Origin of the sequence: Ornithinibacillus gellani (assembly GCF_003730295.1) — a bacterium.
Classification (GTDB): Bacteria; Bacillota; Bacilli; order Bacillales; family Amphibacillaceae; genus Ornithinibacillus_A; species Ornithinibacillus_A gellani.
In genome coordinates this window covers 1-25354 of sequence record NZ_QTSZ01000023.1, presented here as the reverse complement: position 1 = coordinate 25354, position 25354 = coordinate 1, and the positions used below count along the sequence as shown (strand labels likewise).

Annotated in this window: 22 protein-coding genes, 1 riboswitch and 1 other annotated feature; of the genes, 12 read left to right on the top strand and 10 right to left on the bottom strand. The window is 39.4% G+C overall.

What is annotated here, in order from left to right; genetic code table 11:
* Positions 1 to 3: 3 nt before the first annotated feature.
* Positions 4 to 582 (top strand): ECF transporter S component, encoded by a 579-nt coding sequence (locus DX933_RS07380; RefSeq protein WP_397316079.1) that lies wholly within the window; start codon positions 4 to 6, stop codon positions 580 to 582.
* Positions 583 to 1012: 430 nt separating this feature from the next.
* Here the strand turns inward: DX933_RS07380 and DX933_RS07375 are convergent, their stop codons facing one another.
* Together DX933_RS07375 and DX933_RS07370 are read right to left on the bottom strand one after the other, a co-directional pair.
* A complete protein-coding gene (locus DX933_RS07375; protein WP_123315831.1) occupies positions 1013 to 1414 on the bottom strand; it encodes a hotdog fold thioesterase in 402 nt (133 codons plus the stop codon).
* A 44-nt stretch (positions 1415 to 1458) separates the two neighbouring features.
* Entirely contained in the window at positions 1459 to 2400 is a 942-nt protein-coding gene (locus tag DX933_RS07370; RefSeq protein WP_123315830.1) for a 1,4-dihydroxy-2-naphthoate polyprenyltransferase, read from the bottom strand.
* Between the two features lie 257 nt (positions 2401 to 2657).
* On the opposite strand from DX933_RS07370, the gene DX933_RS07365 reads away from it, so the two are divergent.
* The 8 genes from DX933_RS07365 (at position 2658) to ytkD (ending at position 11949) form a co-directional block, all read left to right on the top strand.
* A complete protein-coding gene (locus tag DX933_RS07365) occupies positions 2658 to 4043 on the top strand; it encodes an isochorismate synthase (RefSeq protein WP_123315829.1) in 1386 nt (461 codons plus the stop codon).
* A gap of 3 nt (positions 4044 to 4046) precedes the next feature.
* Positions 4047 to 5795 (top strand): 2-succinyl-5-enolpyruvyl-6-hydroxy-3-cyclohexene-1-carboxylic-acid synthase, encoded by a 1749-nt coding sequence (gene menD, locus DX933_RS07360; RefSeq protein ID WP_123315828.1) that lies wholly within the window; start codon positions 4047 to 4049, stop codon positions 5793 to 5795.
* Entirely contained in the window at positions 5792 to 6598 is an 807-nt protein-coding gene (gene menH, locus DX933_RS07355; protein WP_123315827.1) for a 2-succinyl-6-hydroxy-2,4-cyclohexadiene-1-carboxylate synthase, read from the top strand. The genes menD and menH overlap by 4 nt, the downstream gene beginning before the upstream one ends.
* A gap of 25 nt (positions 6599 to 6623) precedes the next feature.
* Entirely contained in the window at positions 6624 to 7442 is an 819-nt protein-coding gene (menB, locus tag DX933_RS07350) for a 1,4-dihydroxy-2-naphthoyl-CoA synthase (RefSeq protein WP_123315826.1), read from the top strand.
* 71 nt (positions 7443 to 7513) lie between these two features.
* A complete protein-coding gene (locus DX933_RS07345; RefSeq protein ID WP_123315825.1) occupies positions 7514 to 8971 on the top strand; it encodes an o-succinylbenzoate--CoA ligase in 1458 nt (485 codons plus the stop codon).
* 161 nt (positions 8972 to 9132) lie between these two features.
* Positions 9133 to 10695, top strand: coding sequence for a mechanosensitive ion channel (locus DX933_RS07340; RefSeq protein ID WP_223805907.1), 1563 nt, complete (start codon positions 9133 to 9135; stop codon positions 10693 to 10695).
* Positions 10696 to 10915: 220 nt separating this feature from the next.
* Positions 10916 to 11236, top strand: a complete 321-nt coding sequence (locus DX933_RS07335) for a hydrolase (RefSeq protein ID WP_123315824.1) — start codon at positions 10916 to 10918, stop codon at positions 11234 to 11236.
* A gap of 224 nt (positions 11237 to 11460) precedes the next feature.
* On the top strand, positions 11461 to 11949 hold the full coding sequence (gene ytkD, locus DX933_RS07330; RefSeq protein ID WP_123315823.1) for an RNA deprotection pyrophosphohydrolase: 489 nt from the start codon (positions 11461 to 11463) through the stop codon (positions 11947 to 11949).
* Between the two features lie 166 nt (positions 11950 to 12115).
* Here ytkD and DX933_RS07325 read toward each other — a convergent pair whose 3' ends face one another.
* From DX933_RS07325 to pckA, 4 genes are all read right to left on the bottom strand, one after another.
* Positions 12116 to 12928, bottom strand: coding sequence for an ABC transporter permease (locus DX933_RS07325; RefSeq protein ID WP_123315822.1), 813 nt, complete (start codon positions 12926 to 12928; stop codon positions 12116 to 12118).
* Positions 12929 to 12976: 48 nt separating this feature from the next.
* The gene (locus DX933_RS07320; protein ID WP_123315821.1) at positions 12977 to 13759 is read right to left on the bottom strand and encodes an ABC transporter ATP-binding protein; all 783 of its coding nucleotides are present in this window, start codon (positions 13757 to 13759) and stop codon (positions 12977 to 12979) included.
* Between the two features lie 13 nt (positions 13760 to 13772).
* Positions 13773 to 14768, bottom strand: coding sequence for an ABC transporter substrate-binding protein (locus DX933_RS07315; RefSeq protein ID WP_123315820.1), 996 nt, complete (start codon positions 14766 to 14768; stop codon positions 13773 to 13775).
* Between the two features lie 246 nt (positions 14769 to 15014).
* Entirely contained in the window at positions 15015 to 16610 is a 1596-nt protein-coding gene (gene pckA, locus DX933_RS07310) for a phosphoenolpyruvate carboxykinase (ATP) (protein WP_123315819.1), read from the bottom strand.
* A gap of 206 nt (positions 16611 to 16816) precedes the next feature.
* A riboswitch (SAM riboswitch) is annotated at positions 16817 to 16924 on the top strand.
* 202 nt (positions 16925 to 17126) lie between these two features.
* Here pckA and metK point away from each other — a divergent pair.
* Positions 17127 to 18332 (top strand): methionine adenosyltransferase, encoded by a 1206-nt coding sequence (metK, locus tag DX933_RS07305; protein ID WP_123315818.1) that lies wholly within the window; start codon positions 17127 to 17129, stop codon positions 18330 to 18332.
* Positions 18333 to 18415: 83 nt separating this feature from the next.
* On the opposite strand, the gene DX933_RS07300 is transcribed toward metK, so the two are convergent.
* Entirely contained in the window at positions 18416 to 18943 is a 528-nt protein-coding gene (locus DX933_RS07300) for a gamma carbonic anhydrase (RefSeq protein ID WP_190279447.1), read from the bottom strand.
* A gap of 18 nt (positions 18944 to 18961) precedes the next feature.
* Positions 18962 to 19528 (bottom strand): class I SAM-dependent methyltransferase, encoded by a 567-nt coding sequence (locus DX933_RS07295; protein WP_123315816.1) that lies wholly within the window; start codon positions 19526 to 19528, stop codon positions 18962 to 18964.
* 246 nt (positions 19529 to 19774) lie between these two features.
* Positions 19775 to 19993, top strand: a binding site (T-box leader).
* 51 nt (positions 19994 to 20044) lie between these two features.
* On the opposite strand from DX933_RS07295, the gene leuS reads away from it, so the two are divergent.
* On the top strand, positions 20045 to 22456 hold the full coding sequence (gene leuS / locus DX933_RS07290) for a leucine--tRNA ligase (RefSeq protein WP_123315815.1): 2412 nt from the start codon (positions 20045 to 20047) through the stop codon (positions 22454 to 22456).
* A gap of 149 nt (positions 22457 to 22605) precedes the next feature.
* On the opposite strand, the gene DX933_RS07285 is transcribed toward leuS, so the two are convergent.
* Complete coding sequence (locus tag DX933_RS07285; RefSeq protein WP_223805906.1) at positions 22606 to 23367, bottom strand: hypothetical protein; 762 nt, start codon at positions 23365 to 23367, stop codon at positions 22606 to 22608.
* 162 nt (positions 23368 to 23529) lie between these two features.
* On the opposite strand from DX933_RS07285, the gene DX933_RS07280 reads away from it, so the two are divergent.
* Positions 23530 to 24039: a DUF402 domain-containing protein gene (locus DX933_RS07280; protein ID WP_123315814.1), complete on the top strand. Its 510-nt coding sequence runs from the start codon at positions 23530 to 23532 to the stop codon at positions 24037 to 24039.
* Positions 24040 to 24051: 12 nt separating this feature from the next.
* Here DX933_RS07280 and DX933_RS18380 read toward each other — a convergent pair whose 3' ends face one another.
* Complete coding sequence (locus DX933_RS18380) at positions 24052 to 24198, bottom strand: hypothetical protein (RefSeq protein WP_190279446.1); 147 nt, start codon at positions 24196 to 24198, stop codon at positions 24052 to 24054.
* Positions 24199 to 25354 lie beyond the last annotated feature (1156 nt).

Here is a 25354-nt window from a genome sequence, read left to right as displayed (position 1 = left end):
ATGATGCATACACAATCATCAAAATTATTAAGACTTATTATTTTGGCATTATTAGGTACGATTTCATTATTATTGATTTTTCTCGATTTCCCACTTCCTTTTTTACCGGGATACTTGAAAATTGACTTTGGGGACGTCCCAGCATTAATTGCCGCATTGATTTTTTCGCCTATGGCAGGTGTGATTGTAGCGGCCATAAAAAATGGTCTTTATCTTATTGTTGGTGGGGGAGAGCCTGTAGGTGTAATGGCTAATTTCCTAGCAGCAATGATGTTTGTTCTACCAGTTGCCTTTTTGTATCATAAATATAAAGGTGTTAAAAGTATTGTGTCCGGACTTATTACTGGAACCATAGTCATGGCAATTGGTATGAGTGTATTAAATTATTTTGTCTTACTTCCTATTTATGCTTGGTTTATGGGAATGGAAGAAATGAAAATAGAAGCAGTGAAACGCGCAACCGTCTTGATCGGTATTTTGCCGTTTAATTTAATCAAAGGAATCATCGTTGGTGCATTATTTGTGCCGCTTTTTCTCAAGCTCCGCGTATGGATTGAACAACGACATGTGAAAATGGTATAACAATCATATAAAATAGCGTGGAAGCCAGTGAAACATCATAATAGGAGTTTCAGTATATTAATTTTTACTGGAACTCCTTTTCATTTTGAACAACTACATCGCTCCAAATCTATTCCGCGTTCCACGAGCCGGTCTCAACAAGTTCACTTTCTTTGTCAATTTCGGACACGGCTGGCCTCGTAGGAGTCTCCGTAGATTTATTCCGCTTTATTAAATGTAGACATATTAAAGTATCTATTCCGTAGTTCATGCAGATGCACTTCTTATAAAAATGAGTTTGGATTTGCCTTATTGGCAGTTAATTGAAGAAAATATACTGCCAGTTCCCATCAAATTCACCATGAAAAAACGGTCATGTTTATTTTTTTGTAATAAACATGACCGTTTTTTCATGATAAGAGGCTAGTTATGTCCTGGCCTTTTTTATTTATTATTCGCTTTTTCGCTTTGGTACGATTCCAATGGTACATCTGGAGATACAGATAAGTTGATGCTCTTCATCCGTAATCTGAATATCCCAAACCATTGTCGTTTTGCCTGTATGAATTGGTGTTGCGGTTGCAGTCACATTTCCATCACGTTTGCTGCGAATGTGGTTGGCATTGATTTCCATGCCAAATACACTTGTAGTTTCTGAATCCACGTGAAGTAATGCACCGATACTAGCAGCTGTTTCAGCTAACGCAACACTTGCGCCACCATGCAAAAATCCAGCGGGCTGTTTGGTACGTTGATCAACAGGCATGGTGAGTATTACTTTGTTTTTGTCTAATGAAATGATTTCTATCCCTAAAGCTTCTATTAATGTATTGGAGATATCTCTGTTCTTCATGATTCTTCCCCCTATACCGATTATTTATAAATCAAATAGACTGCTTATATTAATTTACTCATCATTAAGGAAAGTCCTAATAAAATGCCATAAATGCTGTTTGTTTTACCTGTAGCTGCCATGGCTGGCATCATTTCCAGCGGCTGTGTTTTTCCTTTGTATTTTTTGATGACGTCGATGGCTAGTTTTACACCTACAAAAGTAATCAAGGACCAAATTGGTAATAGTCCGAGAACAATATAGACTGCAGTTAGTAAAAAGGCGATTGCAAACATAGATGCCTGTAATAGGATGGCGTTTTTTCTACCAATAAGTATTGCTATTGTTTTACGTCCACTAATTTTATCATTGTCCAGGTCCCTAATGTTATTGGAAAGCATAATAGCAGCAATGAAGATAGCTACTGGAATCGAAACCCAAATTACATTTGAAGTAATGGTCATGGTTTGAATAAAATAACTAATTCCGATAATGACAGTTCCCATCAGAAAACCAGCAAATAGTTCACCGAAAGGGGTATAAGCAATTGGATATGGTCCACCTGTATATAGATAACCAAATAGCATACAAACAACACCAATTGCGGCAATCCACCAGCTTGATGCGATACAAATGTAAACCCCTAGTAAGGTGGCGATAGCAAAGAAGGCTAAGGCCAATTGAAGCACGGTTTTGGGCTGAATACCATCGCGAACAATCGTTCCACCAATTCCTACTGAATGCTCTGAATCGAGTCCACGCTTAAAATCATAGTATTCATTGAACATATTGGTTGCGGCTTGAATCAGTATGGAAGCAATAAGCATTGCAGCGAATAAGAGCGGTCGAAACGTATCTTCTGTTACGGCGAGCATTGTACCAACAAACACTGGTACAAATGATGCGGTTAAGGTATGTGGGCGGAGTAAACGCCACCACACCTGAAAGCCATCACGTTCATTTAGCGTCTGTTTAATTTCTGCGGTTTTTGAATTTGAAGCGTGCATGTCATGATTCCTCCTGTGAAACGTACATAACTTATCTATCATATATTATCATGGCAGCTTGTATCTGTACAATAACGATGAAACTATCAGAACGGTGCAAATATAATGAAAGTGGATTGTTTCACAACAATTATAGCCCATTCCTTGAGAAACATTGAAAAAGAGAATAAAATAGATATGGGTTTTCATTGAACAAAGGTTATAGATACTTTTTAAACGCAATGAAAATGTGGAAATACAATGGAGGTCTATGATCGATGATTGATATAAAAGAACAGCAGCATGTAGCATTGTTGAATCAAGCAAAGCATCTGCTGAATAAAAATAACCAAACACAGCTTGTTAGTATAACCAAAAAGGTTAAACAAGCTGATTTGTTGCGGTCATTTGAGGCTGCAAAGGAATTAGGCGGAAATAGAACATTATGGATTAGCGCTGATCGAGATTTTGCCATGGTAAGTGTGGGCATTGCGCACGAAATTTGTGCGCAACATGATTGGTTTGAAACTGTGAAAGATGCATGGGATGGATTGATTGAACATGCATTGGTGTCTAATCCACATGACGTACCGGGCACAGGACTTGTAGCAGTTGGAGGTATGGCTTTTGATCCGTTAAAAACAAGTACAGCTTTGTGGGAGTCCTATAAGAATAGCCAATTTATCATCCCGAGCCTGTTATTGGTTCAATCGGAAAATGAGCTATATTTAACTACAAATGTGACGATTGAACAGGAAACAAACATCAATAAGCTGGTGTCTGAGATGCAAGAAATGGAAGCAACCTTTATAGCAGGTAAGGATATTCCATACGTCCAATCTACTGTTACCGATAAACAGGAAATTGATGCAAATCAATGGAAGCAATTGGTCCAATCCGCAAAGGATACGATAGCGGACAAGCATGCTCATAAAATTGTGCTGGCGCGAGAGCTGCGTTTGACATTTTCATCGAAAGCTGAAATCTCCCGTATGTTAAAACAATTAGAGGAGATGCAGCCAAATAGTTATATTTTTGCGATGGAGCATGGGGAGGATTGCTTTGTTGGTGCGACACCTGAACGATTGGTGCGGGTGAAACAGCAGGAATTACTTTCAACTTGCTTAGCAGGAACTGCCCCGCGTGGGAAAACACCAGAAGAGGACGAGCAAATTAGTAAGGCATTGCTACAGGATGATAAAAACCTGCAAGAGCATGATTTTGTTGTACGAATGATTCAGGATGCCATTGCTCCTTATTGCTCGCATATTGAAGTGCCGGAAAAGCCTGTTGCTTACCCGTTGAAAAACCTACAGCATTTATATACACCAGTAACTGCGCGACTCAAGGAAGGTATGGGAATCCTTGATGCAGTGAAGCGACTGCACCCAACGCCAGCTTTAGGCGGGACACCAAACGAAGCGGCTTTATCCTTTATTCGTGACCACGAACAATTGGATCGTGGCTGGTATGGTGCGCCAGTGGGCTGGATGGATAGTAATCAAAACGGTGAATTTGCTGTTGCCATCCGTTCAGGATTGATACAAGGTAAGGAAGCCTCATTATTTGCTGGTTGTGGAATTGTGCAGGATTCCGATATCGAGGCAGAATATGCAGAAACAGCGATGAAGTTTTTGCCTATGTTATCTGCATTGGAGGGCTAGAAGATGGGTTATACAGAATCATTGACAAAATACACGGGGAATTTCATAGATGAACTGGCAGCAAGTGGTTTAGAGCATGTCGTTATTTCACCTGGTTCACGTTCGACACCACTCGCTATTTTATTTGCCGACCATCCACAGATAAAACAGTGGGTCATTATTGATGAACGGTCAGCTGCTTTTTTTGCCCTTGGTCTGGCAAAGGAAACAAGACGGCCGGTTGCACTTGTTTGTACGTCGGGAACGGCAGCCGCAAATTATTATCCTGCCATCATTGAAGCTCATTACAGTCGGGTTCCTCTCCTTGTATTAACAGCAGACCGTCCACATGAACTTCGGGATGTTGGTGCTCCACAAGCGATTGAACAAATAAAAATGTATGGGGAATATGTAAAATGGTTTCATGAAATGGCATTACCAGATGAAACAGAATCTATGCTAGCATACGTCCGAGGACGGGCTGCTCGGGCGTTTTATATGGCGCAGGAAGGTAATCCAGGACCGGTGCAATTAAATTTTCCGTTTCGTGAGCCTTTAATGCCTGATCTTACCTTGGAAAATCGTTGGGGTTCTCATCGTCAGACGTCGTTTTTAACCGCCCAGGATGGTATCAAGCGTTTGTCTGATGATCAATTAAATAGATTATTACAATTATGTAAGGACAAACAGCGTGGCGTCATTGTTTGTGGCCCTCAACAAGCTGGGAAAGATTTAACGGCAGTAGTGGAATTGGCAAAACAATGGCAACTTCCGATTTTGGCTGATCCCCTTTCACAGCTGCGAACTGGTTCACATGAGAAAGATGGTATTGTGGAAGGCTATGATGCTTTTTTAAAAAATGCTGACATACGTGCTAATTTACAGGCTGATTTTATCATTCGATTTGGTGCGATGCCTGTATCAAAGTCTTATCTGTTTTACATAAACGAGCAGCAGGATATTCCACAATTTGTGATTGAAGATCATCGTGGACATCGGGAACCAACAGGCAACCGGACGGAAATGATTTTTGCAGATGCCAATCAATTATGTATCGATTTAATAGCACGAACGAATACGTGGAAGCGATCAACTGAATGGTTGGAACAATGGAAAGCTGTAAATGGGATTACCAAAAAGCATGTAACTCGAAATGATGATAGCAAACTGACGGAAGGATCGGCGGTTCGTGCGTTAATGGAGATGATCCCAGATGGTAGTGGGCTATATGTTGGTAATAGTATGGCGGTTCGTGATGTAGATACTTTTTTGATGACGATGAATAAAACAGTTCGTATTCATGCCAATCGTGGCGCCAACGGGATTGATGGGATGGTATCCAGTGCAATTGGTGCTGCCGCAGGTACGATGGATCGCATGACTTTATTAATTGGTGATTTATCTTTTTACCATGATTTAAATGGTTTATTGAACGCAAAGCATTTTGATCTCTCCATCACGATTTTATTAATTCATAACAATGGTGGCGGTATTTTTTCATTTTTACCGCAGTCAGCTGATCAAACGCATTTCGAGGCATTGTTTGGAACGCCGTTAGATATAGAATTTGAACAAGCGATTACGATGTATGGTGGCAAGCATCAAAAAGTAAGCCATGTGCATGAACTACGGGATGCGCTCGAAGCGGGCTATCATCACAAAGGGCTTTCTGTCGTAGAAGTCAATACGGATCGTCAGGAAAACGCCACTTGGCATCAAGAACTATGGGCCAATATCCATCAAGATATTAAACATTCCGGTGTAAACCAATGAAGGAACATATCAATGAAACCACCTATTTTTATGAATGTCATGGGAGTGGACCAACGCTTGTCATGTTACATGGATTTACCGGCAGTACCAAAACATGGGATTCATTTATTGCTACGTATGAAAAGAAATTTCGATTGATTACAGTGGATTTGCCCGGGCATGGACAGACTACACAGGATACACCGATTACCATGGCGGAATGTTGCCAGGACCTAGATCATTTATTTCGTAAGCTTGAACTGGAGCAATTTTATTTACTTGGCTATTCGATGGGTGGAAGAACAGCACTTGCCTATGCGTTGCAATATCCAGAACAGATAGCGGGACTAATTTTAGAAAGTGCTTCACCAGGTCTTCGTACAACAGTGGAAAGAATGGCCAGAAGAAAACATGACGAAAGGCTTGCGATGAAATTGGAGGCAGAGGGTTTGACCCATTTTATCAATTATTGGGAGAACATTCCTTTGTTTTCTACACAAAAGCAGCTCAACACAGCGGTACGGAATAAAATTCGTTGGGAAAGAGAAGCACAAAGAAATACTGGTTTAGCGGCATCTCTCCGTGGTATGGGGACAGGAAGTCAGCCTAGCTTTTGGAAGCAGTTGCCGATGTTGGGTATGCCAGTCCTATTACTAGCAGGAAGCTTGGATGTTAAATTTGTAAAGATTCAACAGGACATGGCGCAAGCACTTCCGAATGCGGTAAAAAACATTATTTTTGATGCGGGGCATGCAATTCATGTGGAACAACCTGAAATCTTTGGTAAAATAGTAACGGAGTTTATTTTATCCGTACAGAAATAAGTGGAAAGACATAAGGAGGATATACATGACTGTTCAATGGGAAAAAGCAGGAGAGTATGAAGAAATAATTTATGAAAAATACAATGGTGTTGCCAAGGTGACAATGAATCGCCCGGAAAAGCATAACGCATTTACACCATTAACTGTTAATGAAATGATTGATGCATTTGCTGATGCACGTGATGATTCTTCCATTGGAGTAATTATATTAACAGGTGCTGGCGATAAAGCATTTTGTTCTGGTGGAGACCAATCCGTTAGGGGTCATGGTGGTTATGTAGGCTCTGATAAAGTGCCACGATTGAATGTACTCGATTTACAGCGCCTCATTCGTACGATTCCAAAACCAGTTATTGCCATGGTAGCAGGTTATGCTATTGGCGGTGGACATGTACTTCATGTTGTGTCTGATTTAACGATTGCAGCTGAAAATGCTGTATTTGGACAAACTGGACCAAAAGTTGGCAGCTTTGATGCTGGGTATGGTGCTGGATATCTGGCACGCATGGTTGGCCATAAGCGTGCGAGAGAAATATGGTACCTATGCCGTCAGTACAGTGCAGCTGAAGCATATGAAATGGGCATGGTTAATAAAGTGGTACCATTGGAGCAGCTTGAAACAGAAACCTTACAATGGTGTGAAGAAATTCTAGAAAAATCTCCAACAGCCATCCGATTCTTAAAAGCATCCTTTAATGCTGATACAGATGGTCTTGCTGGCTTACAGCAAATGGGCGGAGATGCAACATTATTATACTATACAACGGATGAAGCGAAAGAAGGCCGGGATGCATTTAAAGAAAAACGCAAGCCGGATTTCGATCAATTCCCACGTTTCCCATAATCGTTCGTTGGAAAAACCTTTGCTCGTAATTGGCAAAGGTTTTTCCATCTTTCAAGTAAAGGAGATTGAAGATGAATCAGTGTATTCCGCATTGGCTTGATCAACAAGCTAGATTGTCACCGAATCAAATCGCAATGGAACAAGCGGACGGCAGCATAGTTACCTTCCAAGCACTAGCAGTACAATGCCGCAGTATAGCAAAAAAACTCACTCATATAGGTATTACAAATGGAACGCATGTAGGCATTCTATCCTCTAATAAAATTGAAATGATACAAGTCATTCATGCACTGAGCTATATTGGTGCTGTAGGTGTCCTATTAAATCGTCGTTTATCAGCTGGAGAATTGCAATATCAATTGGAAGATTCACATGCAGATATCTTGTTATTTGATGATGCACTTGAAAACATAGCCACACAATTAAATCTTCCTCATAAACGTTCTTTTATAAATATCGTTGAGGTGCAGGAACAAGATGTGGAACTTAAAACAGAGTTGTCCTTGCAAGACCCATTTACAATCATTTATACATCTGGTACGACTGGTTTTCCAAAGGGTGTCATTCATACATATGGTAATCATTGGTGGAGTGCCATTGGATCCGTACTGAATCTTGGTCTAAGCCAGCAAGATAAATGGCTTGCTGTACTTCCTTTTTTCCATGTTGGTGGGTTGTCGATATTTATTCGTAGTACGATTTACGGTATGCCTGTTTATGTATTAGAACATTTCGATGAGGTCAAGGTTCAACATGCGATTATGGAACGGGGAGTCACCGTCATGTCAGTCGTAACCGTGATGCTGCAAAGGTTAGTAAAACAACTTGGGAATAAGACTTATCCAAACAGCTTTCGTTGTATGCTGTTAGGTGGCGGACCAGCACCAATGTCATTGCTGGAAGCGAGCAAAGAAAAGCAAATACCTGTTTTTCAATCCTATGGGATGACGGAAACATCGTCACAGATTGCGACACTTGGTCCAAACGATGCACTGGAAAAGCTTGGATCAGCTGGTAAGCCTTTGATGCCAGCACAATTAAAGATAAAGCAACCACAAGCGGATGGTATTGGTGAAATTATCGTGAAAGGTCCAATGGTAACGACTGGTTATTACAATCGACCAAAGGAAAATGAAACGACCTTTCAACAAGGCTGGTTAGCAACGGGCGATTTAGGATACTTGGATGAAGATGGTTATTTATATGTAGTAGATCGTCGGACAGACTTGATCATTTCCGGTGGCGAAAATATTTATCCAACCGAAATAGAGGGTGTACTTGCAGGAATGAAGGGAATTGCCGAGGTAGGTGTAATCGGAAAGCCGGATGCAACATGGGGAAAGGTTCCGATAGCTTGTATCGTCTTAGACAAGCATGTGCCTGCCCCTAGTCAAGCAGCAATGAAGGACTATTTATCAGAGCGCTTGGCAGCTTATAAAATTCCAAAAGCATTTTATTTTGTAGATAAGCTACCAAGAAACGCCTCCAATAAATTGGTACGACATCAATTACAACAGTTCATATCATAAGACATAGACAGCCTGGTTACATCGAATCGATTCAAATGATGTAGCTAGGCTGTTTTTTAATTGCTTTGGAAGTGTTTTTCTGAAAAATATGTAGAATCATGTTTAAAAAATTTGCCTTTAAGGAATAGGTAATCATATTCATTTGAAAGGGGCAGATTTATTTGGGTAATTTTTTTGATGATTACTTTACAGCTAGTTTTATGCAGGGGGTGCAAAGCTTAGTCGTAGCACTACTTGTTTTATTAATTGGCTGGTTAATAGCGAAAGCGATTGGTAATGCAGTCGAAAAAGCATTAGCAAAAACAAATTTGGATGAAAAGTTTTTTGACAAATTTCGAACGAGTAGTAGTGGTAAACCATTAAACTCCAATAAAATCATTGGAAAAATCATATATTACATACTGCTCTTGATTGTGTTCATTTTATTCTTCAATTTGTTGAATTTAAACATGATCGCGAATCCATTGTCTAACCTGATATCCACATTCTTTGATTTCATCCCGGCAGTGCTGAAAGCCGCATTAATTTTAGTATTTGCTTGGGTAATCGCGACAGTTGTTCAATGGTTCATCGTTAAAGGAACGAAAAAGCTGAATATACAGCATTTATTCTTTAAAATGAAAATGGCGAAGACTGAGGAAGAAATCGCTGCATTTACCGAAACGATTGGTAAAATTGCATTCTATCTCATTCTGTTACTGTTTATTCCAGGTGTACTGGACGCATTAAATATTGCTGGTGTGGCACAACCATTTAGTGGATTGCTTGCTACAATATTGGCTTTCATTCCGAAACTGTTGGCAGCGGCAATTATTTTCGTTGTCGGTTGGTTTGTAGCGAAAGTAATTAAAAATATTGTTACCAATCTATTAAGCGCAGTTGGATCTGAAAAGCTAATTGCGAAACTGAAAATGCAAAAGCTATTTGAAGGTACGAGCTTTGCTGCATTTGTAGGAAACGTTGTATTTATAATTATTCTGATTCCTGTTGTCATTGCTTCACTGGAAAAACTGGAGCTTCGCGGCATTACAGATCCAGCCATTGCAATGCTTCAAGATATTATGAATATGATTCCAAACATCTTAGTCGCTGGAGCGCTTGTATTTGTTGGAATCTGGTTAGGGAAATTAATTGGTGAATTTGTACACAGTTATTTACAACGACTTGGATTCGACCGTCTAATGGGTAAATTGAATACAGATAAACCCGTATTGGAAGGTAAAATGTCCCCATCCGCATTGGTTGGTTATGTTGTCCAAATACTCATTATCTTCTTCTTGTCTGTACAGGCATTGTATCTGGTCAAGCTTGACTTCCTAGTTGGTATTGCAGCAGCAATCACTGCATATTTACCAAGTGTATTAGCAGCTGTACTGATTCTTGGTGTAGCTTTAATCTTGGCAAACATTGTTGAGAAAGTGCTCATTAACCTATTAACCGGACCAGTAACAAATATTCTTGCTGGTTTTGCAAAATACGCGATTTTGGCATTAGCTGTATTTATGGCATTAACACAACTAGGTATTGCAACATCAATTGTAAGCTCTGCATTCATCCTAATCGTAGGCGCACTTGCTTTGGCATTTGGGTTAGCATTTGGATTAGGTGGAAAAGAATTTGCAAGTAAATATCTTCAAAAGCTAGATAAAACCATTGATGAAACAAATGTTTCCGAACGTAAAAATGATGTACAAACAGGTCCTTCCAACGAAGACCAACTATAATGAAGTGATAAAAGCTGCACTTACAGTCTATGGTAGACTGTGGTGCAGCTTTTTTATATTGGACATGTGCAAATGGTATAGGACACATGCTGAGGTGAACATATGCGCAGTCCTGGGATGCTCGTGATCTTCGTCTGAAAAACAATTTGTTTCTTGGATTATTATTTTTGGCACATGCTTTTCTTCTTTATAGGCAAATTAAGAAGAGGAGGTGGTAAATTTGAGCAAACAAACCTATTATATTAATATTGGATCCATGGAAATATCAAAGGTGCCACATGGAAACAATGATGTATTCACTATTCAGGCAGATGATGATGAAATAAGAAAGCTGCGTGGTGTCATGGATCAAATGCATGCGTCAGATATGAGTGCTTATTGGCGAGCACATATTCCAATCATGTCGTACCACCATGACAAAGGGAACGAATCATATGATCATGCGTTTACAGAAGCTTATCGTCTTGTTTATGAACTTGGAGATGAGAAAACAAAACAGCATATCGTAGAAATGGGTATTCTTGGCAATGCTCCAATGTAAACGATGATATTGCTATGTTTTTTCTCTAAAAGGTTTATGAAACGCTTCTAAAAGGAATAGATGCTATAAGTTGCAGATGAAAATCTCTTTTACATCAAGTGTATATACATGTATAATAGTAAAATTCGATTAAAAACGTAACGTAAAAGGGTTATTTCAAAGCAGATGAAGGGATAGACGGGTTCTATTTCTTATAAATAGCAAACATGAGGGAAGCGGAGAATATGTACATTTTTAAAGACTATTATCGTAATAAGGTGCGGTTATCTTTTGACGACCATCCATTTTCAAAAAGTCCAAAACATGTGTGGATTATTTGCAGACATGAAGATAAATGGCTGCTAACGAAACACAAGGAACGCGGACTAGAATTTCCAGGCGGGAAAGTAGAACCGGGTGAGCAGGCAGAACAGGCTGCAATTCGGGAAATCATGGAGGAAACGGGTGGTGTTGTTGAAAATATCGCGTATATTGGACAATACTTGGTGGAAGGTAAAGCAGGTGTCGTAATTAAAAATGTGTATTATGCTGAAATATTAAATCTGCTTCATCAGGACACTTATTTTGAAACAGAAGGTCCCGTTTTATTAGCGCAAATACCTTCGAATGTGAAAATAAATAAAGGATATAGTTTTATTATGAAGGATGATGTATTAACGCATTCCATGAATTATATTAAAAAGGAAATGCGGTTCATGGAATCCAAGTCGTAGCTGGAGCACCGGAATAGACAATACTATCATATATTTTATGAAAGCCCAGGGTAGCGGTTATCGGCAGCCTGGGCTTTTTGACGAGAACAATTTTAGCGGGAGGGGGCTTTATCAAGGAACGATGATCGTATCTTCCTTATTATTATTATTATTATTATTTGTGTCATTACGAATCAATTCGATGTCTAATCAGCCATTTTTCCAGTTGTTCAACAAGTTTATACATGACGGCGGCTATAATGGCAATTAATAATAAGCTGGCCATGACAAGTGTAAAGTCAAACACTTGAAAACCATAGACAATTAAATAACCTAATCCCTGCTTGGAAACAAGGAATTCTCCCACAATGACACCGACCCACGATAGGCCGACATTGACTTTTAAGGTGGATATCATGACGGGGAGAGAGGCTGGAAAAACAGCTTTATGGAAACATTGCCATTTTGTCGCCCCAAAGCTTAATAATACTTTCCGGTAATTTGGATCTATTTCACGAAAAGCAGAATAGACAACAAGTGTGGTAATAATAATGGAAATGATTGCCCCCATTGCGATAATGGAAATATATCCTGGTCCAAGGGCAACAATAAATATGGGACCCAATGCGACCTTTGGCATCGCATTCATAATGACAAGGTATGGATCCATGATGTTGGAAAAACGCTCGGACGCCCAAAGCATAATTGCAAGGACAATACCTAGCAACGTACCGATGATAAATCCTAGAATGGTCTCAAACATTGTAATTTGCAGATGTGTCCACATTGTACCATTAGCAAATCGCTCAAGAACAAGGTTAATAATCCGGGAAGGTGAGCTAAACAATAAAGGATCAATCCAATAGAGGCGGCTGCTAAGCTCCCATAGACTAAAAAAACCAATCAGCAATAAACATTGCCAGATGAGCACAATTTTCTTTTCCGTTTTCAACTGTTTTTGATAAGCAGAAAATAATTGATAATCGGAGCTGTTCTTCATTTGACAGATTCCTCCTTTCTATCTGCAGGGAACCGTTCACGCTGTCATTTATTCTGGTGCAGACTTTGCTTCCTGCTGGTTTAATTCATTCCATATTTTATCGAATAATAAATCATATTTTTGGTGTCTGCGGACGAGAAAGGGTATTTCATTGCGGATTTCAATTGGTACATCAAAAATCTTTGCGATAGTTCCTGGATTTGCTCGCATAACGATGATACGGTCACTCATGGATATGGCTTCTCCGATATCGTGTGTTACCAGTATTGCTGTTTTATGATATGTGCGAAGCATTTTAAAAACAAGGTCCTCCAGCTTTAACTTTGTTTGATAATCCAATGCGGAAAATGGTTCATCCAGTAAAAGTATTTCTGGTTCTGTAATCAAAGTTCTCACAAGTGCTGCTCGCTGCCTCATTCCCCCCGATAGGGAATGAGGATATAGGTCTGCTACATTTGGTAGACCAACTTCTTCTAAAAGTTGATTGGCACGTTCACGCATAGAGGCGTTTTGCTGTTTTCTAATTTGCGGGCCAAGCAGAATATTATCAAGGACGGTTTTCCAAGGGAATAAATAATCCTGCTGCAACATATAACCAGTAAGCTGATTGGACGTATTTGTTGAGGCTTCATTCACCAGAACTTCACCTGAAGTCGGTTGAATCAACCCTGCTATGATGGAGAGAATGGTAGACTTTCCACATCCACTAGGACCTAGCAAGGAAATAAATTCACCTTTTTTTACCTGAAAGCTAATTTGATCTAGTGCTTTTGTATAGGTATTCTTTGAAAAATATAAATGGGCAATATTCGATAATGTGAGTAGTGACATTCATTCGCCCTCCTTACTTGCCAATAATTTCTTCGGCGATGGATGTATTAACCAATACATCATATGGGGCATCGCCCGGTAGTTCACCAGCTTCAGCCATAATTTGTTTAAGGTTTTCCCAGTCATCTGGATCAAGCAAAGGTGTTTCAGCAAAGGAATTTTGTTGTTTATACCTTTCAATCGATGAGGTGAGGATATCCATTTCGGCATCCTCGAAGTAAGGAGCGATAACTGTTGCTACCTCTTCCGAATCATTTTCCTTCACCCATTTTTGCGCTTCATAGATAGCACGAGTGAATTTCTTAACCGTTTCTGCTTCCTCCTTAATAAAACTCTGTTTGGTCATGAACACGGTATATGGTACATTTCCTGACTCCTCACCAAAGGAAGCAATCACATGCCCTTTACCTTCTTTTTCAAAAACACTAGCAGTCGGCTCAAAAAGCTGTACATATTCTGCATCCCCGGATACGAAAGCGCCAGGTATATTGGCAAAGTCAATATTTTGATGTAAATCTAAATCCGTATGGGGATCAATATCATGCTTTTTAAGCACGAACTCACCAACCATTTGTGGCATTCCGCCTTTTCGCTGGCCTAAAAACTCGCTTCCTTTCACATCCTGCCATTCAAAATTTGGCTTCTCGGTTTTGGCTACGAGAAATGTTCCATCTGTTTGTGTTAGTTGGGCGAAGTTTACTGCGTAATCCTTTGATTCTTGTTCATACACGTAAATGGAAGTTTCGGAACCAACAAGCGCAATATCCGCCCCACCAGACAAGAGGGCAGTCATGGTTTTATCACCGCCCCAGCTTGTTTGTAGCTCTACATCCAGTCCCTCTGCTTCAAAAAAACCTTTTTCCAAGGCGACATATTGTGGTGCATAGAATACAGACCGCGTTACCTCAGCCAATTTGATAGGAATAGATGCCGCATCATTCTTTTGACATGCAACCATCATCAGCATAAAGCTGAGGCATAATAGAACGACAAAGCTGCGTCGTTTCATGGTAATCGTTCCTTTCCTGTTCATATGATTTGCTCAACATAGCTTATGCAAGAGCGAAAAAGTGTGTGATTGCCTATGCCCATTTTAAAATTAGGCTAAAGAAATAGGGTATATAGCTTGCAATAGGGACAATAAAAAAACACACCAGCATCCATAAAGGATACTGGTGTGCACTTGCAAGGAATGGATGTAATAAAATCCAGACACTCGCTTCGTTTTATAAAAACCCTCTTGGGATGAGGCGCTTTATTTTTCAGGTCGGAATACTGGTCCGGCCTCTTGAATCGCTTGACTCGCATGACGGAACTGATTGAAATTGTCATGGAATTTCAATGCCAATGCTTGTGCTTCCTGATCGTATGCTGCTTTATCCTGCCATGTATTACGTGGGATAAGTACTTCATCTGGAACACCAGGAACATGTATTGGGATATGCAGTCCGAATATATTATCCGTGACCGTTTCTACCGCATTGAGTTCACCTTCTAATGCTGCGTGTATCATTGCCCGTGTATAAGAAAGCTTCATTCGATTTCCAACACCATATGGGCCACCTGTCCAGCCTGTGTTAACCAAAAATACGTTGGAACGATATTGATTAATTTTTTCACCTAACATTTCTGCATAAACAGAAGGTGCCATCGGTAGAAAAGGAGAACCAAAACATGCTGAGAAAGTCGCTTCCGGCTCCGTAACACCGCGCTCTGTTCCTGCCAACTTACTCGTATAGCCACTAAGGAAGTGGTACATCGCTTGTTCCTTGGTCAGCTTACTAATTGGTGGAAGGGTTCCAGACGCATCGGCTGTTAGGAAGATAATTGCATTTGGATGTCCAGCGACACTGGGCGATAAAATATTATCTATGTTTTCCAGCGGATAAGCTGCACGTGTATTTTCAGTTAAGGATGTATCACGATAGTCCGGAAGACGCGTTTGTTTATCTAATGCTACATTTTCCAGTACAGAGCCAAATCGAATAGCACCATATATTTGAGGCTCTTTTTCTTCTGATAAATCAACACATTTTGCGTAGCAGCCGCCTTCGATATTAAATACACCGTTTGGACTCCATCCATGCTCATCATCTCCAATTAGCTTGCGATAAGGGTCGGCGGATAAGGTCGTTTTACCTGTACCAGATAGTCCAAAGAATAATGCCACATCACCTTCCTGCCCGACATTTGCGGAGCAGTGCATGGAAACGATATCTTGCTTCGGCAATAAATAATTCATAATCGAGAAGATTGACTTTTTAATTTCACCTGCATATTCTGTACCACCTATTAAGATGATTCGTTTTTCAAAAGAAATGATTACAAATGCCTCTGAGTTCGTACCATCTGTATCGGGATCTGCTTTAAAAGAAGGAGCCGAAATAATCGTAAATTCTGCTTGATGATGTAATAATTCTTCTGCAGTTGGTCGAATAAACAATTGCTTGGAAAATAAGTTATGCCATGCATATTCATTGATGACTTGTAATGGTAGCTGGTAATCTTGATCTGCACCAGCGAATCCTTCAAACAGAAATAATTCATTTTGTTCTTCTAAATAGGCAACTACCTTTTCATAGAGCTTTTGAAAGGTTTGTTCGTCAATTTCCTGATTAACTGGACCCCAGGCAATATCATTTTCACTGTCTGCGTGTCTGACGATGAATTTATCCTTAGGTGAACGTCCAGTGTATTTACCTGTTGTTGCACGAACGGCACCAGTCGACGTTAGAATAGCTTCCTTACGTGAAAGTATTTTTTCGACAAGCTGTGGGACCGAAAGATTTTTTTGCATGTTATCATGTTGCATTAAACGCTTTAATCCTGATGATTGTTCCATCATTTTCATAATATACCGCCTTTTTGAAGGGTTTTTAGATGAATAATGTTTTTTGAATCGCTTTCAATACGTAAATCTGATTAATAGTATAACACATTATATAAAATAGTCCACACTAATTAAAAATGATTTTTAAACATTTTAACCGCTTACAAAACAGGTGAAATAGTTGACAGAAAATGTTGATTTCGTTACTATTGTTGTCAGCGGATACTCTCTTATTCAGAGTTGGTGGAGGGACAGACCCTATGAAGCCCGGCAACCATCACATATGTGAAAAGGTGCTTACCTGAAGCAAGGATTCTTTCCTTGGACAATAAGAGTGAAAGGCCAAAAAATCCTTTCCTCATTTATGATGTAGGAAGGTTTTTTTTATGACGATAGAAATGAAAGATTGCTTGCATAATAGGTATATACATGATTGCGGCAAGTTATTCTATTTTCAATGTATGCATTCACTTTCAGGCAGATTATTGCTGGATAGATTGAAATCCGTAACCTAGTTTTTAAGGAGGATTAAGCAATATGACACGAACTACCAATCGTCGTTTGTTTACATCAGAGTCCGTGACAGAAGGACATCCTGATAAAATTTGCGACCAAATTTCAGATGCAATTTTAGATGCGATTGTAGAAAAGGACCCACTTGCCAGAGTAGCTTGCGAAACAACAGTAACCACTGGATTGGTGCTTGTCTCAGGTGAAATATCTACCCAAACCTATGTGGATATTCCCGCTATTGTGAGACAAACGATTAAAGAAATTGGTTACACGCGAGCGAAGTATGGATTTGATGCGGAGACTTGTGCTGTTTTGACCGCAATAGATGAGCAGTCTGCTGACATTGCAGGTGGAGTGGACAAGGCACTGGAAGCACGTGAAGGTGTTATGCTCGATGAGGATATTGCTGCGATAGGTGCTGGTGACCAAGGATTAATGTTCGGCTTTGCCTGTGACGAGACAGAAGAATTGATGCCGATGCCAATTGCTTTAGCACATCAATTGGCAAAACGCTTAGCCGATGTACGTAAGCAGGATATTTTAGGCTACTTACGTCCAGATGGAAAAACACAAGTAACCGTAGAATATGATGAGGATAATAATCCAGTTCGAGTAGATACCATCGTTATTTCTACACAACATCATCAGGATATTACATTGGAGCAAATAAAAGCAGATATCACAGAGCATGTAATTCAACCAGTTGTACCAACAGATCTGCTCGATGAGGAGACAAAGTATTTCATTAATCCGACTGGGAGATTCGTTATTGGTGGTCCACAAGGAGATGCAGGACTTACCGGCAGAAAAATCATTGTGGATACATACGGCGGCTATGCTCGACATGGCGGTGGAGCATTCAGTGGTAAAGATGCAACGAAGGTTGATCGCTCTGCATCGTATGCGGCACGTTATGTTGCAAAGAATATTGTCGCTGCGGAGTTGGCAAAAACTTGTGAAGTGCAACTGGCATATGCAATTGGTGTAGCGGAACCAGTCTCCATTGCAATAGATACATTTGGAACTGGAACGGTATCAGAACAAGTATTAGTCGATGCAGTTCGAAAAGCATTTGATTTACGTCCGGCTGGAATTATTCGGATGCTTGATTTGCAAAAACCAATATTTAGACAGACGGCTGCTTACGGACATTTTGGCAGAACCGATGTACGCTTCCCGTGGGAGAACACCGATCGAGTGGAAGAATTACGCGCTTTAACAGGCCAATAATAAATAAAAAGCTGCAGCAAGGATTAAAAAAAGCCTCAGAAGTATTCATACTTCAAGAGGCTCTACTATATCCAGCTGTAGCTTTATTTTTTTCCTAGCGTTGTTTGGTCACGATAATAGGCACCTTTATCGACATAGGATTGACGTACACGCTCCATTTCCTGAAAGTCTGCTTCGGTTAAATCGCGAATGACCTTTGCTGGACTTCCAAGTGCCAGTGTTCGTGGAGGTATTTTCTTACCCGGTGGAACAAGGCTGCCGGCGCCAATAAATGCTTCTTCCCCGACTTCTGCACCATCTAAGATAATGGATCCCATTCCGATAAGTGCTTTTTTACGGATGATAGCAGAATGTAGTGTTACTTGATGTCCCACCGTTACGTCATCCTCCACAATCGCAGGCTTGTTTGGACTTTGATGTATCATGGTTAAATCCTGAATACTCACACGTTTGCCTATTTTAGTAGGAGCAACATCGCCGCGAATAACCGTTTGGAACCAAATGCTGGAATCTTCCCCAATTTCTACATCACCTACAACGGTAGCATTATTCGCAATAAAAACGGATGGGTGAATTTGTGGGTGGATACCTTTATAGGCATGGTTCATCATTATCTCTCCTTATCATGATTACTTTTTTTGTATGGCGATAATAAATGGCGCGTGATTTTTTTGGTTAATGTATCGATACTGCAGCACCTGATACTGTTTTTGATCCAATTGAATAGCATATTGTAATAATGCTTCTTTTTCCTTCATCCCGCCTTCATGTCCATAATATACAACCAATACGACCATACGGCCAGGTTTCAAGATTTGTAGGATATGTCCCAATGCGGCAAGTGTAGATGCCGGGGTGGTAATGACTGTTTTATCACCTTTTGGCAAATAACCTAAGTTAAAAATAGCGCCGCCAAGCCATTGTTTATCAGCAGGGCTGACATATTGTAACATATTGTCGTGGCTATCCTGAATAAGGATGACATTTTTCCGGTTGTGATGATCAAGTAGTCTTTGCGTGTTCTGAATGGCTTGTTCTTGAATGTCAAATGCAATCACTTTTCCTTCATTCCCTGTAAGCTTGCTTAAAAAGAGGGTGTCATTGCCATTTCCGCATGTCGCATCAATGACTGCTTCACCTGATTTTACCGTTTCTGCAAGTAAATCATGTGCATATTCCAATATTCCTTTTAGCATCTGTTATCGACCCCTTATAATATGTAGTATCTATCTATGGTTATATTTTAGCTTAGATTCATTGGGCAGTACAATTTCTATCTTAGTAATTTTAGAAAAGTATAAATAGCTGGTGTAACGGGCTTGGAAATCCTGAATGATTGGATGAAAGAATTAAATGGTGATCAATTGTCTATCATTATCATAGACAGGCTTTCACGCCCTTGACAAAAGGGGTTTGCTTCATTACAATTCAATATAAATAAACTAAAAGCGATGCGAAGGAATAGTAATATTGAAGTTTTACTTGAAGAGAGGCAGTGTGTGGTGAAAACTGCTGTAAAATCAATATGAACTCACCTTGAAGGCTGCAGAGATGAAATAGGAAGTAGTTTCTGCCGTTATCCACGTTACGGAAACAAGTGAGCATATGATGATGTGCTAATTTGGGTGGTACCGCGGGAATATAACCTTCTCGTCCCTTCAAAGGGATGAGGAGGTTTTTTGGTTTTTTAAAATGGCTAGGAGGAAATGAAAATGAGCTTTCAACATCGGGAAATTGAAAAAAAGTGGCAGAATTATTGGCTAGAACATCATACGTTTCGAACCGATACTTTTTCGAATAAGGAAAAGTTCTACGCATTGGATATGTTTCCGTATCCATCTGGGGCAGGGCTACATGTGGGCCATCCAGAAGGCTATACAGCGACAGATATTTTATCACGTATGAAACGAATGCAAGGATATGAAGTGCTCCATCCGATGGGGTGGGACGCATTTGGTCTGCCAGCTGAGCAATATGCTTTGGATACTGGTAACAGCCCAGCAGAATTTACGAAAAAAAATATTGGGACATTTAAACGACAGATTCAGGAACTCGGTTTTTCCTATGATTGGGATCGTGAACTCAGTACGACAGATCCTGATTATTATAAGTGGACCCAATGGATATTTACGAAACTATATGAGAAGGATCTTGCTTATATTGATGAAGTTGCCGTCAACTGGTGTCCAGCACTTGGAACGGTACTGGCAAATGAAGAGGTAATAGATGGTAAGAGTGAGCGTGGTGGTCATCCCGTAGTTAGAAAACCAATGAAGCAATGGGTGTTACGTATTACGGAATATGCGGACCGTTTGTTGGAAGATTTAGAGGATTTGGATTGGCCGGAGAGCCTCAAGGATATGCAGCGTAATTGGATTGGACGTTCAGAAGGGGCAGAGGTACAATTTACAATTGAAGGTTTTGAGAAGGAATTTACTGTATTTACAACAAGACCAGATACGTTGTTTGGCGCAACATACACCGTACTAGCTCCGGAACATCCATTTGTGAAGGATATTGTTTCTGAAGAACAAAAAGAAGCAGTCGATCACTATATTAAAAAAATACAGGCAAAATCTGATTTGGAAAGAACAGACCTAGCCAAGGAAAAAACAGGTGTATTTACCGGCGCATACGCTATCCACCCAGTTACGGGTAATCGTGTACCAATTTGGGTAGCCGATTATGTGCTTATGTCTTATGGAACTGGTGCTATCATGGCCGTACCGGCTCATGATGAGCGTGATTACGAGTTTGCTACGAAGTTTGAGCTGCCAATTGTTGAAGTGGTTGCAGGAGGAGATGTGTCCAAAGAACCTTATACTGGTGACGGGAAGCATGTTAATTCTGATTTCCTTAATGGTTTAGATGAGCAGACTGCCATTACAACGATGATTGACTGGCTGGAAGCAAACGATAAAGGGACACGTAAAGTGACTTATCGTCTACGTGATTGGTTATTCTCACGTCAACGTTATTGGGGTGAGCCAATACCGATCATTCATTGGGAAGATGGGACAATGACTACTGTTCCTAAGGAAGAGCTGCCACTGAAGCTGCCAGTCATGACTGAAATTAAACCATCGGGTACAGGGGAATCTCCATTGGCAAATAGCGAATGGGTCCATGTCGTAGATCCAAAAACTGGTATGAAGGGTCGACGTGAAACCAATACGATGCCACAATGGGCTGGAAGCTGCTGGTATTATTTGCGTTATATTGATCCAACCAATTCAGATGCACTTGCTGATCATGAAGCGTTGAAAAAGTGGTTGCCGATTGATATCTATATTGGTGGAGCGGAGCACGCTGTATTACATTTGCTTTATGCGCGTTTTTGGCATAAATTTTTGTATGATCTTGGTGTAGTGCCAACGAAAGAACCATTTCAAAAGCTTTTTAACCAAGGAATGATTCTTGGTGAAGGAAATGAAAAAATGAGTAAATCCAAGGGGAATGTTGTCAATCCAGATGACATTATCGCTTCTCATGGTGCAGACACATTGAGATTGTATGAAATGTTTATGGGACCGCTTGATGCCGATGTTGCTTGGTCGACAAATGGTTTGGATGGTGCTAGACGATTCTTGGATCGTGTGTGGCGTTTGTTCATTCAAGAGGATGGAACACTGTCAGAGAAAATAACAGATGCTGATTCTTCTGCTCTGGAAAAGATATATCATGCAACTGTGAAAAAAGTTACAAAGGATTTTGAGAACTTGCATTTTAATACAGCTATTTCTCAAATGATGGTATTTGTAAATGAAGGCTATAAAGTAGACGCTATTCCAAAACTTTATGTGGAAGGATTTGTGAAATTACTATCTCCAGTTGCACCACATATTGCAGAGGAATTATGGGAACGTCTTGGGCATAGTGAAACGATTAGCTATGAGCCATGGCCGGTGTATGATGAAACGAAGTTAGTTGAAGATGAAGTGGAAGTTGTTTTACAGGTTATGGGTAAAGTACGTGCAAAGCTTCGTGTACCGAAAACCATATCTAAGGAAGAATTGGAAGAACGGGCACTTGCCGATGAAGCAATTCAACAATGGATAGCAGATAAAACAGTACGAAAAGTCATTGTAGTACCAGGAAAACTTGTAAATATCGTTGCGAACTAATGCTGTAAAAATCCGAATTGCTTGATGCGATTCGGATTTTTTTATACGTATTTGTTTTTATCACAGATCAACAGCCAGTAAAGGTCTGATTCGTTCAGCTAACAATCAGTGAGGGAAGGACGAAATTCCCCACTGATGGAAGTTTCACTTTATTGTGGTGTTGGTTTAAACGCAGTTTGTAAAATGGTCCACCGCTTATTTTCAAAATACCATAAAGTTTCTACTGTACCAAGCTGATCTGCATGGTAGGCACCACTAATATTTTGGTAGCTTTTTAAACCATAGCCCTTACTTTTACTGATAAGCACGGGCTCAAAATATGCAATTGGGTCAATAAAGAGAGGCGTATTTTTTAGAAGCTTGCCATCTTCATTATAAATACCCAAGCGAATATAATCATCTGCACGACCAGAAACATCCACCTCAATTGGCTTATAATGAGGCAATAGTTTTATTTCAGCTGTAAAATGACCTTTAAAATTACCAATAACAGGCTGCGTAGGTAATGGGATTTCAACTAATTTATTATGTTGGATGGTGTGTAAATGATATTGATATAACCCACCACTGCCACCAGTAGGACTTTGAAATAGTATGTCCTGTATGCCGTCATGATTTAAATCAATGAATTCTAAATTCGGATCATAACCACCATTGTATGGAATCGTCCATTTTGTATCACCATCAACACGTATTTCAGCTTGTAGCGCTCTGTAATAAGGGGAAGAGTTGGAAAACAACTCACCAAGAAGTAATATGTTTTCTCTGTTCCCATCACCAGTTACATCTTTTTCATACTCATTAATTGGCTTGAAACTTTCAGTCGTTTCCTTTTCATTCGCTGAAACGGTCAACGAAAAAGACATAAGCATGAAACACGCTATTAGGATAAATATCAAATATTTTCGCATATCATCACTCCATCGCTTGTGTTCTGGTAATGTAACAATCTGTGCCCTTTTAGTATGTGTAGGCTAGTGAATATCATGCGATGCTTGAAGGATTGATGCTTTGTGATATGATAAATGTCATAAATGAAGAAGGGAAATGAAATTCAAATTTGGTGATAGGATATGAATCAAATCGTACAAATGAAAGCTTTGAAATATCCAGATATTCCACATTATGAATGGCAGGGGGAGCTAATCCAACAAACGCCAGATTATATATTGGTTTTATCTAAACCTGGTCGGAAATTAATACATCATACTAAAAATGCAATATTCACTATTCCTCATATGACTTTGGAATATTTTTCTTTAACCGAATGGTTCACCGCTGCAATGGATATTCATCATGGAAAAGTTGTGTCTTATTATTGTAATGTCGCCATGCCATCTAAGAGGGAGGGAGATACAATTCGTTTTGTTGATTTAGACCTAGACTTGTTGAAAACAAAAGAGACAGGTTGGGAGGTTCATGACAGCGATGAATTTGAATACAATAGTGAGAAATACGGATATTCACTACATTTAAAATCAGCTGCGCTTGACTCTTTGGCCGCATTAAAGAGAAAGGTAGCGGACCAAGTCTTTCCATTTAACGATGATCCACTTCAGGGACTAACATTAAATATGGAATGATAATACAATGTTTTAAATTCTACGATAATCTGATTTTGCGATGAAAACAGCTGCTAAAGTGAAAGCCATCATAAATAAAGACCATAAACTGTAGGCAGCACCTTCGAAACCACGGATTTTAGCAATACCGATATATAATAAAACAATTGGGTTATTCATCAAAGGATGATTCCAGGAATACATGCAAGTATAAAAGAGTAATGAACATAAATGAACAGCCTCCTTCATGTTTTAGGTGTAGATAGTTTCTTTTTCAATTAGGTTGTAATGTTCTAGTTATTTTGAAGGATATGTCTGTAAAATCTAAATAAGAATAGCACCAAAATAAGTATGGTGATAAATATTACTGCCAAATAAGAGGCATAGCCCCAAATTTTATACCAGAAACCACCATCAATAGAGAAGATATGCGTGTCTAGTTCATTGGCAATGCGATATTCAAAATCTGCTAGATATAATTTTTTCCCGTGTGTTAGAAGAAGTTTACCTGCTACCCAAAGTGCTATTGGAATAGAAAATAACATGAACATATACCGAAAACGTTTATACTTTAAATATTTGATATACGTAGTAATGATGATTGCTATTAGAATGATTAAAGCAACAATGATAAATAAGAAATTTGATATAAGCTCCAACACTACCAAAAAAATCATCCCAGTTGATTCGCGTGGTTTTTAATTCTTTCCCTATTATATATAAACATTGTCATCAACAGGTGGATTTGTAAATACTTATCTTCAAAGATAAGGATGTTGTATCATTTATCACAGATTAACTGGCTGAAAGACCCCCACTTCATGAATTTTTGTTAATAACAAGAATTGTAAGTGGGGGATCAACAGCCAGTAAAGGCCTGAATCGTTCAACTAAAAATTAGCGGAGGAAGGGAGAAACCCCCACTTTATATATAATTAATATGAAGATGGATCAAGTTATTACCAACTAAATGGATGGTAAGTAAAATAGCGAAATGAAATGTGTAATCGATTTTTATCTATCGATGGAAAATACATTGAACCTGCAATTACATAGTATAAGTAGTGAATCTCTATTATTTATTGACTTTTTACTTTAGCGATGCTATAATTAACAAACATTGAAATAGACACTTCATAACTTTAAAAAAGTTATTGACAAAGGTTTATATTTCGTGTTATATTAGTGAAGTCGCCAATTTGAGGCGGTGGAATATTTGCTCTTTGAAAACTGAACAAAACAACCAGTATGTCAAGAGAAACAGAACCCTGTTTTTCTTTAAAAAAATTAGTCAGAATTTGTTTCTGATTGCTAAGTATGAAACTTTACTTTTTTG

Excerpts from the sequence above, each read along its gene's own strand:
- DX933_RS07320 (WP_123315821.1), bottom strand. The coding sequence starts at position 13,759 with ATGTCACTACTCACATTATCGAATATTGCCCATTTATATTTTTCAAAG.
- DX933_RS07370 (WP_123315830.1), bottom strand. The coding sequence starts at position 2,400 with ATGCACGCTTCAAATTCAAAAACCGCAGAAATTAAACAGACGCTAAAT.
- DX933_RS07380 (WP_397316079.1), top strand. The coding sequence starts at position 4 with ATGCATACACAATCATCAAAATTATTAAGACTTATTATTTTGGCATTA.
- DX933_RS07300 (WP_190279447.1), bottom strand. The coding sequence starts at position 18,943 with ATGATGAACCATGCCTATAAAGGTATCCACCCACAAATTCACCCATCC.
- menD (WP_123315828.1), top strand. The coding sequence starts at position 4,047 with ATGGGTTATACAGAATCATTGACAAAATACACGGGGAATTTCATAGAT.
- DX933_RS18380 (WP_190279446.1), bottom strand. The coding sequence starts at position 24,198 with ATGAATAACCCAATTGTTTTATTATATATCGGTATTGCTAAAATCCGT.
- DX933_RS07325 (WP_123315822.1), bottom strand. The coding sequence starts at position 12,928 with ATGAAGAACAGCTCCGATTATCAATTATTTTCTGCTTATCAAAAACAG.
- menH (WP_123315827.1), top strand. The coding sequence starts at position 5,792 with ATGAAGGAACATATCAATGAAACCACCTATTTTTATGAATGTCATGGG.
- DX933_RS07280 (WP_123315814.1), top strand. The coding sequence starts at position 23,530 with ATGAATCAAATCGTACAAATGAAAGCTTTGAAATATCCAGATATTCCA.
- DX933_RS07375 (WP_123315831.1), bottom strand. The coding sequence starts at position 1,414 with ATGAAGAACAGAGATATCTCCAATACATTAATAGAAGCTTTAGGGATA.
- pckA (WP_123315819.1), bottom strand. The coding sequence starts at position 16,610 with ATGAAAATGATGGAACAATCATCAGGATTAAAGCGTTTAATGCAACAT.
- DX933_RS07345 (WP_123315825.1), top strand. The coding sequence starts at position 7,514 with ATGAATCAGTGTATTCCGCATTGGCTTGATCAACAAGCTAGATTGTCA.
- DX933_RS07295 (WP_123315816.1), bottom strand. The coding sequence starts at position 19,528 with ATGCTAAAAGGAATATTGGAATATGCACATGATTTACTTGCAGAAACG.
- DX933_RS07365 (WP_123315829.1), top strand. The coding sequence starts at position 2,658 with ATGATTGATATAAAAGAACAGCAGCATGTAGCATTGTTGAATCAAGCA.
- DX933_RS07315 (WP_123315820.1), bottom strand. The coding sequence starts at position 14,768 with ATGAAACGACGCAGCTTTGTCGTTCTATTATGCCTCAGCTTTATGCTG.
- metK (WP_123315818.1), top strand. The coding sequence starts at position 17,127 with ATGACACGAACTACCAATCGTCGTTTGTTTACATCAGAGTCCGTGACA.
- ytkD (WP_123315823.1), top strand. The coding sequence starts at position 11,461 with ATGTACATTTTTAAAGACTATTATCGTAATAAGGTGCGGTTATCTTTT.
- menB (WP_123315826.1), top strand. The coding sequence starts at position 6,624 with ATGACTGTTCAATGGGAAAAAGCAGGAGAGTATGAAGAAATAATTTAT.
- leuS (WP_123315815.1), top strand. The coding sequence starts at position 20,045 with ATGAGCTTTCAACATCGGGAAATTGAAAAAAAGTGGCAGAATTATTGG.
- DX933_RS07285 (WP_223805906.1), bottom strand. The coding sequence starts at position 23,367 with ATGCGAAAATATTTGATATTTATCCTAATAGCGTGTTTCATGCTTATG.